The 16,179-nt window shown below is 45.6% G+C and carries 12 protein-coding genes and 1 tRNA gene; 8 read left to right on the forward strand and 5 right to left on the reverse strand.

The features are described from left to right. Positions 1 to 259: 259 nt before the first annotated feature. The 3 genes from H8K52_RS19865 to H8K52_RS19875 all read left to right on the forward strand — a co-directional run bounded on the left by H8K52_RS19865 (position 260) and on the right by H8K52_RS19875 (position 2,621). Complete coding sequence (locus H8K52_RS19865) at positions 260 to 685, forward strand: YidB family protein (protein ID WP_186924660.1); 426 nt, start codon at positions 260 to 262, stop codon at positions 683 to 685. Positions 686 to 885: 200 nt separating this feature from the next. Further along, entirely contained in the window at positions 886 to 2,028 is a 1,143-nt protein-coding gene (locus H8K52_RS19870) for a methyltransferase (protein ID WP_186924661.1), read from the forward strand. 59 nt (positions 2,029 to 2,087) lie between these two features. After that, a complete protein-coding gene (locus H8K52_RS19875; RefSeq protein ID WP_186924662.1) occupies positions 2,088 to 2,621 on the forward strand; it encodes an isochorismatase family protein in 534 nt (177 codons plus the stop codon). 291 nt (positions 2,622 to 2,912) lie between these two features. On the opposite strand, the gene H8K52_RS19880 is transcribed toward H8K52_RS19875, so the two are convergent. Both H8K52_RS19880 and H8K52_RS19885 read right to left on the reverse strand, forming a co-directional pair. Continuing rightward, a complete protein-coding gene (locus tag H8K52_RS19880) occupies positions 2,913 to 5,096 on the reverse strand; it encodes a M4 family metallopeptidase (protein ID WP_186924663.1) in 2,184 nt (727 codons plus the stop codon). 577 nt (positions 5,097 to 5,673) lie between these two features. Beyond that, entirely contained in the window at positions 5,674 to 7,983 is a 2,310-nt protein-coding gene (locus H8K52_RS19885) for an NADP-dependent malic enzyme (protein ID WP_186924664.1), read from the reverse strand. 540 nt (positions 7,984 to 8,523) lie between these two features. Between H8K52_RS19885 and H8K52_RS19890 the strand changes: the two genes are divergently transcribed. The 4 genes from H8K52_RS19890 to H8K52_RS19905 all read left to right on the forward strand — a co-directional run bounded on the left by H8K52_RS19890 (position 8,524) and on the right by H8K52_RS19905 (position 11,165). Next, complete coding sequence (locus H8K52_RS19890) at positions 8,524 to 9,015, forward strand: DUF6882 domain-containing protein (protein ID WP_186924665.1); 492 nt, start codon at positions 8,524 to 8,526, stop codon at positions 9,013 to 9,015. Between the two features lie 44 nt (positions 9,016 to 9,059). Beyond that, complete coding sequence (gene thiL / locus H8K52_RS19895) at positions 9,060 to 10,028, forward strand: thiamine-phosphate kinase (RefSeq protein ID WP_186924666.1); 969 nt, start codon at positions 9,060 to 9,062, stop codon at positions 10,026 to 10,028. Between the two features lie 3 nt (positions 10,029 to 10,031). Next, positions 10,032 to 10,544, forward strand: coding sequence for a phosphatidylglycerophosphatase A family protein (locus H8K52_RS19900; protein ID WP_186924667.1), 513 nt, complete (start codon positions 10,032 to 10,034; stop codon positions 10,542 to 10,544). Positions 10,545 to 10,679: 135 nt separating this feature from the next. Next, on the forward strand, positions 10,680 to 11,165 hold the full coding sequence (locus H8K52_RS19905; protein WP_186924668.1) for a CinA family protein: 486 nt from the start codon (positions 10,680 to 10,682) through the stop codon (positions 11,163 to 11,165). Positions 11,166 to 11,272: 107 nt separating this feature from the next. Here the strand turns inward: H8K52_RS19905 and pyrF are convergent, their stop codons facing one another. From pyrF to H8K52_RS19920, 3 genes are all read right to left on the reverse strand, one after another. Next, positions 11,273 to 12,091: an orotidine-5'-phosphate decarboxylase gene (gene pyrF / locus H8K52_RS19910; RefSeq protein WP_186924669.1), complete on the reverse strand. Its 819-nt coding sequence runs from the start codon at positions 12,089 to 12,091 to the stop codon at positions 11,273 to 11,275. A gap of 295 nt (positions 12,092 to 12,386) precedes the next feature. Then, positions 12,387 to 13,562 (reverse strand): acyl-CoA dehydrogenase, encoded by a 1,176-nt coding sequence (locus H8K52_RS19915; protein ID WP_186924670.1) that lies wholly within the window; start codon positions 13,560 to 13,562, stop codon positions 12,387 to 12,389. 174 nt (positions 13,563 to 13,736) lie between these two features. Further along, a tRNA-Arg gene (locus H8K52_RS19920) sits at positions 13,737 to 13,811 on the reverse strand. Positions 13,812 to 14,046: 235 nt separating this feature from the next. Here H8K52_RS19920 and H8K52_RS19925 point away from each other — a divergent pair. Next, positions 14,047 to 15,963, forward strand: coding sequence for an ATP-binding cassette domain-containing protein (locus tag H8K52_RS19925; RefSeq protein ID WP_186924671.1), 1,917 nt, complete (start codon positions 14,047 to 14,049; stop codon positions 15,961 to 15,963). The last annotated feature ends 216 nt before the right edge of the window (positions 15,964 to 16,179 follow it).

The following is a 16,179-nucleotide window of genomic DNA, read 5'->3' on the forward strand; positions in this document are numbered from 1 at the left end:
GAACCAGTTGTTCCAAGGTGACCATTTCTAATTCGTGTTGGAAAGGTGTCGGTGTTTTTAGCATGCCGCTATTAAACCAAAAGGCCTCGCACTTGGCGAGGCCTTTTGGGGTTTGTCAGCAGTCTGGGGTGCAGTTCATAAACTGCACCCTTTTTTATTTTAAAACCCTGTAAATCTGAGTATGCAAACATCGTTCACAATTACTGCAGGCGTTTTGCTTTACGATACACTTTTTTACCTCACCAAGAAAGGAAACATCATGGGCTTACTCGACGCGGCATTAGGTATGTTAGGCAATGCACAGCAAACATCGAACGGTTCTCAAAATAATTTAATCCAAGCGGCTTTGGGGCTTTTAAATCAATCACAAAATGGCGGTGGATTACAAAATTTAATTGGTGCATTCCAAAATGCAGGTTTGGGTGAGGTCATCGCGAGCTGGGTTGGCACAGGACAAAATTTGCCGATTTCAGCAGATCAAATTCAACAAGCCTTAGGGGGTGGTCAGTTAAGTCAACTAGCAAATGCCAGCGGCTTATCACACTCAGATACCGCTGGCGGTTTGGCAGCTATCTTACCGAATTTGATTGATCAAATGACGCCAAATGGTCAAGTCAGTGATGCAGATAACATCGATCCATCAGCATTGCTTCAACAATTCTCTTCATTATTTGGTCAACGTTAAATTGCGCCAATACCGGCAGTTCTCTTTATTGACATTAGCTTGATAGCCTCTGTCTAACAAATATTGAGAACTGCAAAAACAGCTTTTTATCTATTCCCGCTCGTGATTTGTTACACTGCCGACTAGTCGCACATACTCGCCGCAGCACACACGCAAATGTCACACCCACATTTGCACACATCATCGAACAGGTATTTCACATGAATTCCCCATCACCAGTCATCAGCTGGACAGAAAATCAAGAAACACATAGCTTAATCTGGCATTCCGAAAATGGCAGTGCAGCACCTAAACGGGTACAAATTGCCGACGATACGATGAATGCAGAAAGCGCCTATCGTCTGGCATGTGAAGGCACAGCCTTACTTTGGCGTGGCGATTTTCAGAATGCAAAAAATTTGCTGCAAGCGATTGCCCGAAGAATCGACAAAAAACCCAGCAAGACAAAAAAAGTCGCTGTCGCTACTGCTGGCAATGGCCAAGCTTTTCACCTGCATAGACAAGCACAAGCACAAAGAGCGCGTGTATTGGCGATGCTGATTATTCCTGTGAACCCTGACTTTTCTATTCCTCTACGCCGAGCGCCGGATGTTGTGCTGGCTTGCCAAGAAGCCTATGGCAAAGTAGAACAAGCTTTTGCGATTTCTTTACGTGAATTACTAGGCATCATTGGTGCTCACGAATGGCGTAAGAACGGCGTAGAGATCGCCGCTTTGGGCAATAAAATTCATCCTTATTACGGCGTATTTTCTCCGGTTCGCGGTGAGTATTTAGAACTTCTAGCAAAAGCTCCTTTACCTTCGACTGAATTAGCTTTTGACATCGGAACAGGTACTGGCGTTATTGCTGCGATCTTGGCCCGCCGTGGCATAAAAAAAATCATTGCCACCGATCTCGATCCACGCGCCCTCACCTGCGCGGCTGACAATCTGCAGAAACTAGGTGTCTCCGAACAAATCGACTTAGTAAAAACCGACCTATTCCCCGAAGGACGTGCACCTTTGATCGTTTGTAATCCTCCCTGGATTCCAGCACGCCCCAACGCGGCGATTGAATATGCGATTTATGATCCAGATAGCCGCATGCTACGCAACTTTCTGGCAGGCGTAGCGCAACATTTAGAAGTCAATGGAGAAGCCTGGCTCATCATGTCTGACCTCGCAGAACATTTAGGTTTACGTAGTACGCAAGAGTTTTGGGATTGGATCGACGCTGGTGGACTTAGTGTGATTGGCAAAATGGATATTCGCCCACATCATGCCAAAAGCCGAGATTCTGAGGATCCCTTACACCAAGCCCGCGCTGCGGAAATCACGTCACTGTGGCGTTTGCGCCTCAAATAGGCGGCATAAGCTCGAGTACTAAAAAATATCGTACCCACATTCATTATCTAAGAATACAAGTGCAAACTTTACTCATCATTGACATGCAAAATGCATGGATAGACGAACATCCGCGTTTTCAAATTGGCGCAGTTACACAGAAAATCAATCAATTATCGGAACGATTCCGCCAATTATCTCTCCCTGTCGTATTCATCCAGCATCAAGATAATGTTGTGATGCCAAATACCGAGCCTTGGCAAATTCATGCGGATTTTATACAGGCAAAGACTGATCATTTCTCAACTAAGACTGCTTGCGATTCCTTTGCCGAGACTAACTTAAAAGATTTGCTCAACAAACTGGGCAGCAGCTCACTCACAATCTGCGGGCTTGCGACAGAATTTTGCGTGAATTCCACCATGTATGCGAGCCTGTCGCAAGGCTTTGATGTCACAGTGATCGCCGATGCACATACCACCGCAGATCGACCACACCTCTGCGCTGAAGCCATCATCAATCATCATAATTGGGTGTGGACAAACATGGCAGTTCCTAAGACTCAACAACTCAGAGTTCTCGATTGTATCTCCTACCTGAATGAATTGAATTAGTGAGAGGCCTCTGCACAACCTACTGTGGGTTCGTTTTTTCTCTGCGATGAAAGCAAGTTCTCTAGCACAGGCACGTCTCGTAACTTAAACTTTGAATGCTCGCCTTAATTATGTAGCAGACTCGGTGATTACATTGAAACGAATGGGTCGAAAAAAACCGCCGATGTTGTCGGCGGTTTTTTTCATGCCAAATAATCATATCAACCAACATCAGGCGCGACGATTATCTGTTTCAGGCAAATACAAAAAATAGTATTTGCCTGAAATTACCTGCTATTTATTGCGAACAATTTATTGAACAACAGCTTTCACACTTGCGCCGTTTACCGCTGCATAAGCATTCACTAACAAGTAGTAAGTGCCAGCTGCAGGAGCACTGAAAGTGATGGTTTCTGTATTCGTAGAACCGTCCGATTTCTTCGTGTAGCTAGTTTTTGTAGGTGCTGTTGTCATACGTGCATACAAATCACCATCACCTGTGCCACCAGACAAAGTGAATGTCAGGCTAGTTTTGCCAGCTGGAACAGCGATGCTGTAAACCTTGGAGCCGTTTACCGCTAAAGCAACAGTTTGTGCAACGCCACTGACTAAAACATTACCAGCAGGAGGCGTTGTACCAGTTTGATAGCTAGCAATAATTGAAGCACCGTTCACTGCAGCATCAGCTTTTGCTAACAGGTAGTAAGTCCCTGCAGTTGGCGCGGCGATAGTGATGTTTTCCGTATTTGTTGTGCCATCAGACTTCGCCAAGAATGACGTAGTTGTCGGAGCAGAACCTAGTTTTGTGTACAAATCACCGTCACCAGTACCACCAGACATTTTGAATGTCAGATTTGTTGCACCAGTTGGCACAACAAAAGTGTATGTCGCACTTTGGCCAGTCGCTGCAGTGAAAGTTTTCGCAACATCTTTAGTCAAAACACCACCTGCTGGTGGAGGCGTTGTACCACCGCAACCGCCAGTGACACCAACTGATGAGAAAGCCGCAGTGACGTCAGCAACAGCATAGCCACGATTGATAGCAGCTTTTTCTACACCACATGCGCCTTGGTTAAATGTGCTGTTGGCAGTCCAATACAAACGGTTCGCGTCAGCCATCACTTCAAATGCCTTACGTACTGTCCAACCAGATTTTGTCGCCAATAAGTAGAAAGCCTTATTGAATACACCACTTGTATGATGCACGTCCATGCTGCTTGTATACTTGCTTGCGTGACCAATAGAAATACCATCTAATTCTGGATTGTTCATATAACGCATTGCGCCAGAACCTTTTTTGATGTCATCACCAACTTGGAACGTGCCAGTGCCGCGCATATACCAAGCAGCGGCCTCACCTGCCATATCAGAGAATGCTTCGTTCATACCGCCTGACATACCGGAATAAACCAAACCTGAGTTTTGTTCAGTAAAGCCATGACTAACTTCATGTGAAGTTACGCCAAGAGAAACTAAAGGATGGAAAGTCGAGCCGCCATCACCATAGCTCATTGCAGTACCGTCCCAGAATGCGTTTTCATAGTTCGTACCATAGTGAATGCGCATTTGTAGTTTAGCGGCAATTGGACGTAATCCCAGCCAGTCTTGGTACATATTAAACACAACATTGCCGAAGAAATGACCGTCATTCAAAGGAGAATAGGCACCATTGATCGTTTTAAATGTATTTGTTGGACATGTGAATTTGTACAACGTACCAGCACCTGATGTCGCACCATTCATATTGAACGTATCAACATTTGGACTAGTCATTTGGCAAGTGCTGGACACGTTTAATGGGCCGTAAGTCGAACCGCTACCTGCTGGACCATAGGTGTATTGGCCAATACGCTGGTTACCGCCTGGGCCACCTGCGTCGAGGTGAGTAATGCCTTCCCATTGTTCCAAAATCTCGCCAGTATTTGCATCGATGAATGCATAAGGACGGCTAGGAGATCCATCGGCCGCAATGGTAACGAAAGAAGTCAAATAAACCAATTTAGCAGCGCCGTTCGCACCTTGCTTAACATATAATTTTGCTTGTTCGTTGTAGCTATTGCTTGGACGTTTAGCGTTCTTGATCAAACCAAGCGCTTGTGAAGAAGAATACAAAGGTCTAACGGTTGGCAAGTCATTTGCCAAATTATTCAACATTGCACCGTGGAAAGAACGTGCGGAAGATGCTGCTAATGATTGAGTACTATCAAGATGCTCAACAATTGCTTCACCCCAAACTGGAACACCTTTATGTAATTGCTCGTAACGAGTTACTACTTTGTTACCGTATTTTTGGCTGCGCAAGGCTTTTAAATCGCTAGCGTCCAATCCCAGCACTTCATGCGCTTTCGCAGATGCACCGATCACTGCTCTATTTTGTGCAGCGTTTACAGCGCTCAAATCCACACGATCAGCAGCTGTAGCACCGAATGATGCTGCTACCAAAGTTGCCAACATTGTTGGGCGAATAACTGCTTGTAACGTCATACTTTTTTTCATCTTGATTCCTACCTTCTAGTCGAAAAACTCCCTAAGTATTTATATGACTAAAGCTTGTGACCTCAGTCCCCATTTTTATTGCCAGATTTTCTACAGTTGTAATGGGTTGTAGTGGCAATACGCTCTTTTTATTTAAAATTGTCAGTTTTCGATACAATTTTTAGACAATTTCACACGGCGTATGCAAGTAGATCAGAGCTGGGAGCTATTTGAAACATGCAATATAAGCCATTAAAATATCTTAAAGACTAGCACAAGAAATAACTACAGAATAAAATTCTGTAAAAATACAAAAATATGCAAAAAACATCGTCAAAATTCAATAACTGTAAGGTTTAAAACTTCGATTACACTCACTTTTATCATAGGTATTAATACGAAAAAGTATGAAGTAAAAATACAACAAGTAAAGTGGTATTATTAAAAAAAATGGGAAACCAATATTTCTTATAGGTAATAAGTCGAATTCATTTGACACTGAATTAAGTGGTATTGTGGAAATACGCATTCTTCATCTAAAAAAAGTCGAAAAAAAACCGCCAAATTATTGACGGTTTTTGTGAAGCAAACTGTGGACTTAGCGCTGTGCAACCGCATCGACCACGCACAAGGCTGTCATATTCACAATTCTTCTAACTGTCGCAGATGAAGTCAAAATATGTACGGGCTTGGCACATCCCAACAAAATGGGTCCAATCGCAATATTATTTCCCGCAGCAGTCTTCAATAAATTGTAGGCAATATTGGCAGCATCAATATTTGGCATCACTAAGAGATTGGCATCTCCCTTCAAAGTTGAATTTGGCATCATCTTTTGACGATATTCAGAATCCAACGCTGTATCACCATGCATTTCGCCATCAATTTCTAAGTCTGGGGCATCTCGTTGAACAATTGCTAAAGCCGCACGCATTTTCTTTGCGGACTCACTATTACTCGAACCAAAATTGGAATGCGATAGCAAAGCGGCCTTCGGTTGTAAGCCGAATCGACGCATTTCTTCGGCAGCGAGGATCGTAATTTCTGCTACTTGCTCTGCAGTTGGATTTTCATTGATGTGCGTATCAACCAAGACCAATTGACGATCTGGCAATACCAATCCATTCATCGCTGCGTAAACATTCACACCCGGACGTTTTCCTAACACTTGATTAATGTAGAAAAGATGCAAGCTGCCAATTCCAAATGTGCCGCAGATCATGCCATCCGCATCACCTTTATGCACCATCATTGAACCTATCAAGGTATGACGGCGGCGCATTTCTAATTTGGCATATTGCTCAGTAATCCCCTGACGGCAAGTCATCTGGTGATAAGTTTGCCAATAATCCCGGTAACGACTATCCATCTCTGGATTAATGGCTTCAAAATCAATGCCAGCGCGCAGGCGAAGGCCGAATTTTTCTATGCGCTTTTCGAGGATATGTGGACGTCCAACCAGGATCGGTTTTGCCAGCTTTTCATCGACCACAACTTGTACCGCACGCAATACACGCTCTTCTTCTCCTTCCGCAAAAACAATGCGCTTACGTGAATCCGGCGCTTTTTTCGCGATCTGGAATAAAGGCTTCATGAACGTACCACTGTGATACACAAATTGCTGCAATTTATCGCTGTAGGCCTGCATGTCCTGAATCGGACGCGCCGCAACGCCGCACTCTTCCGCCGCTTTTGCCACCGCAGGTGCAATTTTGATCATCAAACGTGGATCAAACGGCTTAGGAATTAAATATTCAGGACCAAAAGACAAGTTAGAAATGCCGTAGGCGGAAGCAACCACATCGGACTGTTCTGCCTGCGCCAAATCAGCAATCGCATGCACAACCGCGATTTCCATTTCTCGCGTGATCGTAGTTGCACCGCAATCTAGAGCGCCACGGAAGATATAGGGAAAACACAACACATTATTCACTTGGTTTGGAAAGTCTGAGCGGCCAGTCGCCATCACTGCATCATCACGCACCGCTTTGACTTCTTCTGGCAAAATTTCCGGAGTAGGATTCGCCAGCGCCAAAATCAATGGCCGTGGCGCCATCGCTTTGACCATGTCTTGCTTTAATACGCCACCAGCAGACAAGCCCAAGAAAATATCGGCATCGACAATCACTTCTTTCAAGCTGCGAGCGGATGTCTCTTGCGCGAACCGTTCTTTGTCCGGGTCCATCAGCTCGGCGCGTCCTTTGTAGACAACGCCAGCCAAATCAGTGACAAAAATGTTTTCAATCGGAAAGCCGAGGTCAACGATCAAATCTAGACATGCCAACGCGGCAGCGCCAGCACCAGAAACCACTAACTTACAAGTCTTCAAGTCTTTATTGACGACTTTTAAACCATTCATAATCGCTGCACCGACAATAATCGCAGTGCCGTGCTGGTCATCATGAAACACTGGAATTTTCATCCTATCGCGCAATTTTCGCTCGATGTAGAAACATTCAGGTGCTTTGATATCTTCTAAATTAATCCCGCCAAAAGTCGGTTCTAATGAGGCAATGATATCGACCAGCTTATCTGGGTCAGATTCATTTATCTCAATATCAAAAACATCGATGCCAGCAAATTTCTTGAAGAGGACGCCTTTACCTTCCATCACTGGCTTAGACGCCAATGGCCCAATATTCCCGAGGCCTAAAACGGCCGTGCCGTTAGTGATGACACCAACCAGATTGCCACGCGCGGTGTACTTAAAGGCGGCAGCAGGATCCGCCACAATTTCTTCACAGGGAGAGGCAACTCCAGGTGAATAGGCGAGAGCCAAATCACGTTGATTGGTTAATTGTTTGGTTGGAGTGACGCTGATTTTGCCTGGCGTTGGGAACTCATGATATTCCAAAGCGGCTTGACGTAATTGTCGACGAAGTAGTTCTTTTTGTTCTGGCGAATCCATGCGAGTCAATTCCTTCTTTAAACAAACAAATAGGGGTTAGTGATTCTAGCAGACAGGCAACATTTGCTTCATACGTATTTATACGAGTTCTATGACTTTTTTGCATAAGTAATGCAGGTTTCCGACGACCGACTCAGCAATTAATTTTCTTTTGACATGCAAATACTATGTCGTTGTTGTTACAAGGGCGTATCCCTATGTTGATTTTTTCATCAAATCGTGTGAAAACTTCAAACTTATTTGCCTATTACGACGATTTACAGTATTTTTTCGAAACTTAAAAAAATAGCTAAGAATTACTTCTTAGTAAAAATCATAATTACAAAACGATTTCTTTTAGTATTTATTGGAAGCTGGTAAGCATGTAATTACGCTTCTTCAAGCTAGCTTGCGAATTCCAGCGAAGAAATCATCGAGGTGAGAGATGTACACAATTTACGTTGAGCCTATTTCTGCTCAAATTTGGCACACAAACGCATATAAAGAAGATCTGTATCATTTTTACGCCGTCGACATTTTTTGTGAAAGCCGCGGCCCACAATGAAAAAAACAATTAACCGCGAAACCAATCTAGATGCATTAATTGCTGCCAGCGCCGATGAAGCACAAATAGCCAATATGCTACACAATTCCAATTGGCGTTTAGGTGAAGAAAAGTCCTGGCATCTCGATCAAAACAGTGGTCAATTATTGTTAACTTTTGATGATGGGAGCTTTGCTTTGGCACCGGCGCAAATCATCGGCACCTTTCATCATCAAGATAGTAGCTTTATGTGGGGGTGGCATCACCCCTCCGTATTACCTGCACTAAAGCACAATGCTGCGACCGTAAAGGAATTCGGTAAAGAACAAAAAGCCAAAGAACTCACCAAAGGAAGTGTAAGTTGCAGTGAACATCGCGCTTGGGAACTAACGGCTTTAGCGATGCGTTTGAATCAAGCGAAAGGCGCTTATCGGGTCGAAGTCAAGCCTGGCGTCAGCATGTTCTTAAATTTTGGCGAAGTCCAAATCGCCCATGACGCCAAATCCTAATGACATTTTCAACCCAGTGTGAAACGCTTTAGTTACAATGCAGGATGCTCTCCGAATTCGATCTCATCAAACAATATTTTGTACAAAACTACGCCAGCGATCCACGCTTTGCCTTAGGGATCGGTGACGATTGTGCCCTAATTAATCCCAGCAAGGGTATGCAACTAGCAATTTCTACCGACATGTTGGTTTCAGGTAGACACTTTTTTCCCGATGCTGATCCTGTCGGTTTAGGGCACAAATGCCTCGCGGTGAATTTATCTGACCTTGCAGCAATGGGTGCAAAGCCACTCGCATTTACCTTAGCTTTGTCTTTACCAGAAGCAAACCCAACCTGGCTAGCAGGTTTTTCCCAAGGCTTACTGGCGCTTGCCCAAGAACATAACTGCCGCTTGATTGGCGGCGACACGACCAAAGGTCCACTCAATATCTGCATTACGATCTTTGGGGAATTGCCACCAGAGACGGCACTGCGCCGTGATGCCGCGCAAGTTGGCGATGACATCTGGATTTCAGGTAGCTTAGGAGATGCGCGGTTGGCGCTGGCATGCTACTGGCAAGAAGTCACACTATCTGCTGAACAGCACGAATTGGCAGCGAAGCGCATGCATCAACCTACGCCACGAATCAAGCTCGGGATCGCTTTACGCGGCGTCGCCCATGCTGCATTAGATATTTCCGACGGTTTAATTGGTGACCTCGGTCATATTTTAGAATGCTCAAAAGTGGGTGCTTCAATATTGGTCGATTCTTTACCCGCAGGCCTAGTTTTGCGCCAGCAAGTACAAGAAAAACGCCGAGAATACACACTAGCGGGAGGCGACGATTACGAACTTTGCTTTACCGCGCCACTTTGCCAACGCGAAGCCGTTTTAGCTGCCGCTCTTGCCAGCGATACATCAGTCACACGCATTGGCACCATCGAAGCTGAAGCAGGCTTGCGTCTACTCGACATAAATAACAAGCCAATCAACATGCAACTACGTTCTTTCGATCACTTCACAACGCCATAAGATATGGATACGACCGCAAATCCTATACGCAAACCAACACCTGCCTTTATACTCGCTCACCCGGCGCATTTCTTGTCGCAAGGGTTCGGTAGTGGCTTATCGCCCATCATGCCTGGGACTGCCGGAACATTATTTGCCTGGTTAAGTTTTGCTGTATTGAGTGTACGCTGGCCACAAATATTCACGCCTATGAACTGGGGAATCATTATTGTGGTTGGGTATTTTATTGGGGTCTGGGCATGTGAGGTTACCGGAAAAAATCTCGGTGCCGCTGATCACGGCAGCATGGTGTGGGATGAAATTATCGCGTTCTGGTTGGTCTTGTTATTCATCACACCTGCGCCATTCATGACGCAACTATGGGCATTCATTGCATTTCGTTTTTTTGATATGGTCAAGCCGCCGCCGATAGGCTATTTTGATCGCCAATTCAAAGGCGGATTTGGTGTCATGTTTGACGATATTGTTGCGGCATTTTTTGCACTTTTGGTATTTGCATTGTGGATGACTTGGTAAGCATGGTTAGCAAACAACAAGATCACTGGAATGCCAAAATCTTAAACAAAAATCACCGCAACAAAGTTTCGAAGTGCTACAGTGTTTTCATGAACAACAGATCCGCATCATTGATCTACACAACAGGAGACCATCATGGCTGACATGCTAGACCTCGCAAAAAAAGTTGGTGAAGCACTCAAGGCAAAAAAACTATTACTCTCAGTCGCAGAATCTTGCACTGGCGGTGGCGTGAGTTGTGCGTTGACAGAAATCGCTGGCTCATCGGAGTGGTTCGATTGTGGCTTTGTGCCCTACTCCAATTCAGCAAAATCCGAAATGTTAAACATTCCTGCTGCATTGATCGCCCAACACGGTGCAGTCAGCGAAGAAATCGCCGCCGCAATGGCAGAAGGTGCATTAGCCAATTCAGAAGCGCATGTTTCTTTATCAACGACAGGTATCGCAGGACCAGGCGGGGCGGTGCCTGGCAAACCAGTCGGCACGGTATGTTTTGGTTGGCGCGTTGGTGGTGTTACACGTACCGAACGTAAAGTGTTTAGCGGTGATCGGCACGCAGTGCGCGAACAGACTGTGGCGCATGCATTGACTAAGTTATTACGTTATGTGGATGAAATTTAAGGTCTAAGAACCTCTCACTACAGTTAGACCAAATAAAAAGGGCACAAAGATTTCAATCTTCGTGCCTTTGTCTTTTCAAGCTCAAGTAACTCAATCCATCCTACTGATCAACGAAATTGATTAATCGCATCCCTAGTTTCCAAGGCGACACGACGAGCAGCCTGCGCATACGTTTCGTCTGAATTTGGCTTGGCATACAAGATCGCGCGGGAAGAATTAATCATCATCCCTATTCCACTCGCAGTACGCCCGGCACGCACCGTCGATTCAACATCACCACCCTGCGCACCAACACCAGGAATTAACAAAGGCATGTCACCGATCAATGCACGCACTTGCGCGATCTCGTTCGGGAATGTGGCACCAACGACCAGCGAACATTGGCCATTAGTATTCCATTTATCAGCCACTAATTGCGCAACGTGTTGGTACAGAGGCTTGCCACCGACATCCAAAAATTGCAGATCAGATCCGCCGGCATTCGAAGTACGACATAAAACAACCGCGCCACGGTCTTTCCACTCCAAATACGGCGCCACAGAATCAAAACCCATGTAAGGATTGACGGTAACCGCGTCAGCGTCATAACGCTCAAAAGCTTCACGTGCATACTGCTCAGCCGTCGCACCAATGTCACCGCGCTTGGCATCTAAGATGATAGGAATAGTCGGATAAGTGGTTTTGATGTAACGACAAATTGCTTCTAACTGGTCTTCTGCGCGCAAAGCTGCAAAGTAAGCGATCTGCGGTTTGAAGCTACACGCCAAATCTGCAGTAGCGTCAACAATCGCCTTACAAAAAGCATAAATCGCATCGGGTTGGTCTGCTAACTCAGCTGGAAATTTTTTCACATCAGGGTCTAAACCCACGCATAACAAAGAGTTGTTGGTGGTCCAGGCGCTGGATAGTTTTTGTAGAAAAGTCACGGTGAATCTCTATCGTCTGAAATGGAATCGCGGGTGCGATGCCAATATAAAAATGAGAAACCCTAAAGTCGCTCAGTCAAGCTATACAGCTTTTACCGTCATTCCGGCGTAGGCCAGAATCCAGCGGCGTCGCAATTGCAAGACACTGGATCCCTGCCTACGCAGGGATGACAGCTTCACCTCTCGGCTTAGCTAAATGACTTTTAGGGTCAAACCTACTATCTTCATAGGTTTCTAAACCGCCATTATAAACCATCGCATTTTCTGACCTGTAAATGTCAAGCCAAGCAAACCATTAAAAGGCCGCAATCCCCGTTTGAGCTCGACCCAAAATCAAAGCATGAATGTCATGTGTACCTTCATAGGTATTCACAACTTCCAAATTAACCAAGTGACGCGCAATACCAAATTCATCCGAGATCCCATTACCACCCAACATATCCCGTGCTGTGCGTGCAATATCCAAGGATTTTCCACAAGAATTCCGCTTCATAATCGAAGTAATTTCAACCGCAGCAGTACCTTCATCCTTCATACGACCAAGACGCAAGCAACCCTGCAAGGCCAAAGTAATTTCAGTTTGCATGTCAGCCAGTTTCTTTTGCACTAATTGATTTGCAGCTAAAGGCCGGCCAAACTGTATGCGATCCATCGTGTACTGACGCGCGGTATGCCAGCAAAATTCAGCTGCGCCCAAAGCACCCCAGGCGATACCGAAGCGCGCAGAATTCAGACAAGTGAACGGTCCTTTTAAACCCTCTACATGCGGCATCAAATTTTCTTCTGGCACAAATACTTCATTCATCACGATTTCACCAGTCACTGAGGCGCGCAAACCAACTTTGCCATGAATCGCTGGCGCAGACAGACCTTCCCAGCCTTTTTCCAAAATAAAACCACGAATCCGACCATCATCGGTCTTCGCCCAAACCACAAACACGTCGGCAATCGGACTATTCGTAATCCACATTTTGGCACCAGTCAGCAAGTAACCGCCATCAACCGTCTTTGCGCGCGTCACCATACTGCCAGGATCAGAACCGTGATCCGGTTCAGTCAAACCGAAGCAACCGATCCATTCGCCTGTTGCCAGCTTAGGCAAATACTTACGCTTTTGCGCTTCGCTACCGAATTCGTTAATCGGCACCATCACTAAAGAAGATTGCACACTCATCATCGAACGATAGCCAGAATCGATACGTTCAACCTCGCGGGCTACTAAGCCATAACAAACATAATTCAAACCCGCGCCACCGTACTCGGTGGGAATCATAGAGCCGAGCAAACCCAATTCACCCATCTCACGGAAAATAACTGGATCAGTACGCTCATTGCGGAAGGCATCCAAAATCCGTGGCGCCAATTTTTCTTCGCAATACACACGAGCTGCTTCTTGAACCATGCGCTCCTCGTCTGTCAATTGGGAACTCAATAACAGTGGATCGTCCCATTGAAATGATGCTTTTGCCATATCAGTCTCTCAAATTCTTGTGGTTGGTATTATCGTGATTGCTATCGAAACATTCGAGGACATCAGCGATTGTTTTGTTAGACCGACATGCTAACCGATTTAGGCGCAAGTGGAAATTTGAACTGTGCCAATTTATCAACTGAAACTGGCATAAATGTGGGAAATGTGAAAATTTGGTCCCGCCGACAAGAATCGAACTTGTATCCCACGCTTAGGAGGCATGTGCACTATCCATTGTGCTACGGCGAGACTCTTAAAAACCATGCAAAGACTTTTCACGAACTTCCCGATTCCTTGGCTAAATATTAGAAAATCACCAAGGAACGAAGCCCGCCATCTTACCTGACAGACCAACAACAATCAAATGCAATCCGCCCTAAACGATGAAACCGAATGCAACTAGCGTACAATAGCGCCTTTCTTGGTTTTTAACGACCTTCATCTACCCGCATCGGCTCTCTTTAGCTCGGCAGAAGTTTTTTTTATGGCAGTCATCTCTCTCAGTAACGCGCAACTCGCATTTGGTCACGTTGCCCTCCTCGATCACGCAGAATTTTCAATCGAAACCTCAGAACGCGTGGGTTTGATTGGACGCAATGGCACTGGTAAATCCTCACTCCTCAAAATCATCGCAGGTACGTTCAAACTCGATGATGGTCTGTTGGTCATGCAACAAGGAATCAAGATTGCCTACGTCGAGCAGGAACCGCAATTTGATCCTGACCAAACCGTGTTTGACGCGGTCGCATCTGGCCTAGGTGACCTACCGAAACTGTTACAAGAATATGAAGAGATCACTGGTAAATTTGGCGGTGACAATGATGATGCGCTAATGGAGCGCATGCACGATATTCAAGTACAGCTTGATGCTGCCAATGCTTGGAGCTTGGGCAACACGGTTGAAACAACTTTGGAAAAATTGAATTTATCCAAGGATGCGATCATGAGCACCCTGTCCGGCGGTATGAAAAAGCGCGTTGCGTTAGCATGTGCATTGGTCAGTGCGCCCGATGTTTTACTGCTCGATGAACCGACCAACCATTTGGATTTTTCTTCGATTAAATGGTTAGAAGGCTTGTTGAAAGACTTTAAAGGCAGCGTACTCTTCATCACCCATGATCGTAGCTTCTTGGACAATGTGACGACCCGCATCATTGAATTAGATCGCGGCAAGATCACGTCTTTCCCTGGCAATTTCTCGACCTATCAAGTACGCAAAGAAGAACAATTAGTCATCGAAGAAGTGGAAGCAGCGAAGTTTGATAAATTTTTAGCGCAAGAAGAAGTCTGGATACGCAAAGGCGTTAAAGCCCGTCGTGTGCGCGATGAAGGCCGTGTTAAACGTCTTGAACAATTGCGTCTGCAACGTGCAGCGCGTCGTGATCAACAAGGTCAAGTGCGCCTGGATGTCACAACGGGTGAGCGTTCTGGCAAGATCGTCGCGGAATTGGAAAACGTCTGCAAGAGCTTTGGCCCGAAAAATATCGTCGACAATTTCTCTAGCATTATTATGCGTGGCGATAAGATCGGATTGATTGGTCAAAATGGTGCCGGTAAAACGACCCTATTGAAAATGATTTTGGGTGAAGATCAGCCTGATAGCGGCACTGTGAAACAAGGTAGCAAACTGCAGATCGCTTACTTCGATCAGATGCGCACGCAACTCAATGAAGAAGTCAGTCTGGCAGAAACGATTTCTCCGGGTAGCGATTTTGTGGAGATCAATGGCCAGCGCAAACACGTCATGTCTTACCTCGGTGACTTCTTGTTCGCACCAGAGCGCGCCCGTTCACCCGTCAAAACTTTATCCGGTGGCGAACGCAATCGTCTCTTGTTAGCACGCTTGTTTGCCAAGCCAGCTAACGTCTTGGTGCTCGATGAGCCGACCAATGATCTCGACATCGACACCTTGGAGTTATTGGAAGAATTACTGGAAGATTACGATGGCACGGTTTTCTTGGTCAGCCATGATAGAACTTTCCTCGACAATGTGGTGACACAAGTCATCGCGTCGGAAGGCGATGGTCTCTGGAAAGAATACATCGGTGGCTATACCGATTGGGAAACTTACAAAAATTCCCCAGCAGGCAAAGCAGTCGCTGCACCGGCTAAGCAAAAAACCGACAGCAAGTCACCAGTCAGTAGCATGACCGCGCCAGCGCCTAAAGTTGAAGCGAAGCCTAAAAAACTGAGCTACAAAGAGCAAAAAGAATTGGATGAATTGCCGACTTTAATTAGCAATCTGGAAGCCGAACAAAATACGATTTCTGAAAAACTCGCCGATGGTGATTTCTATAAAGACGCAACACCAGACGCCATTAAAAAACTCAACGAACGCTTTGCGGAAATTGATGAGTTGCTGATGGCAGCATTAGAAAAGTGGGAAGCAATCGGCGGTTAAAACTGTCGGAAACCAAGTCAAAACAAAAAAGAGAAGCTGAGCTTCTCAGACTGCTGACAAACCCCAAAAGGCCTCGCCAAGTGCGAGGTCTTTTGGTTTAATAGCGGCATGCTAAAAACACCCACACCTTTCCAACACGAATTAGAAATGGTCACCTTGGAACAACTGGTTCCGAAAGACCACCTGCTTCGTTTAATTGATCGTCACATCTCCTTC

Source organism: Affinundibacterium seohonense, assembly GCF_014284305.1.
GTDB classification, from domain to species: Bacteria; Pseudomonadota; Gammaproteobacteria; order Burkholderiales; family Burkholderiaceae_D; genus Undibacterium; species Undibacterium seohonense.

Excerpts from the sequence above, each read along its gene's own strand:
- H8K52_RS19885 (WP_186924664.1), bottom strand. The coding sequence starts at position 7,983 with ATGGATTCGCCAGAACAAAAAGAACTACTTCGTCGACAATTACGTCAA.
- H8K52_RS19880 (WP_186924663.1), bottom strand. The coding sequence starts at position 5,096 with ATGAAAAAAAGTATGACGTTACAAGCAGTTATTCGCCCAACAATGTTG.
- thiL (WP_186924666.1), top strand. The coding sequence starts at position 9,060 with ATGCTCTCCGAATTCGATCTCATCAAACAATATTTTGTACAAAACTAC.
- H8K52_RS19925 (WP_186924671.1), top strand. The coding sequence starts at position 14,047 with ATGGCAGTCATCTCTCTCAGTAACGCGCAACTCGCATTTGGTCACGTT.
- H8K52_RS19865 (WP_186924660.1), top strand. The coding sequence starts at position 260 with ATGGGCTTACTCGACGCGGCATTAGGTATGTTAGGCAATGCACAGCAA.
- H8K52_RS19905 (WP_186924668.1), top strand. The coding sequence starts at position 10,680 with ATGGCTGACATGCTAGACCTCGCAAAAAAAGTTGGTGAAGCACTCAAG.
- H8K52_RS19870 (WP_186924661.1), top strand. The coding sequence starts at position 886 with ATGAATTCCCCATCACCAGTCATCAGCTGGACAGAAAATCAAGAAACA.
- H8K52_RS19915 (WP_186924670.1), bottom strand. The coding sequence starts at position 13,562 with ATGGCAAAAGCATCATTTCAATGGGACGATCCACTGTTATTGAGTTCC.
- H8K52_RS19900 (WP_186924667.1), top strand. The coding sequence starts at position 10,032 with ATGGATACGACCGCAAATCCTATACGCAAACCAACACCTGCCTTTATA.
- H8K52_RS19890 (WP_186924665.1), top strand. The coding sequence starts at position 8,524 with ATGAAAAAAACAATTAACCGCGAAACCAATCTAGATGCATTAATTGCT.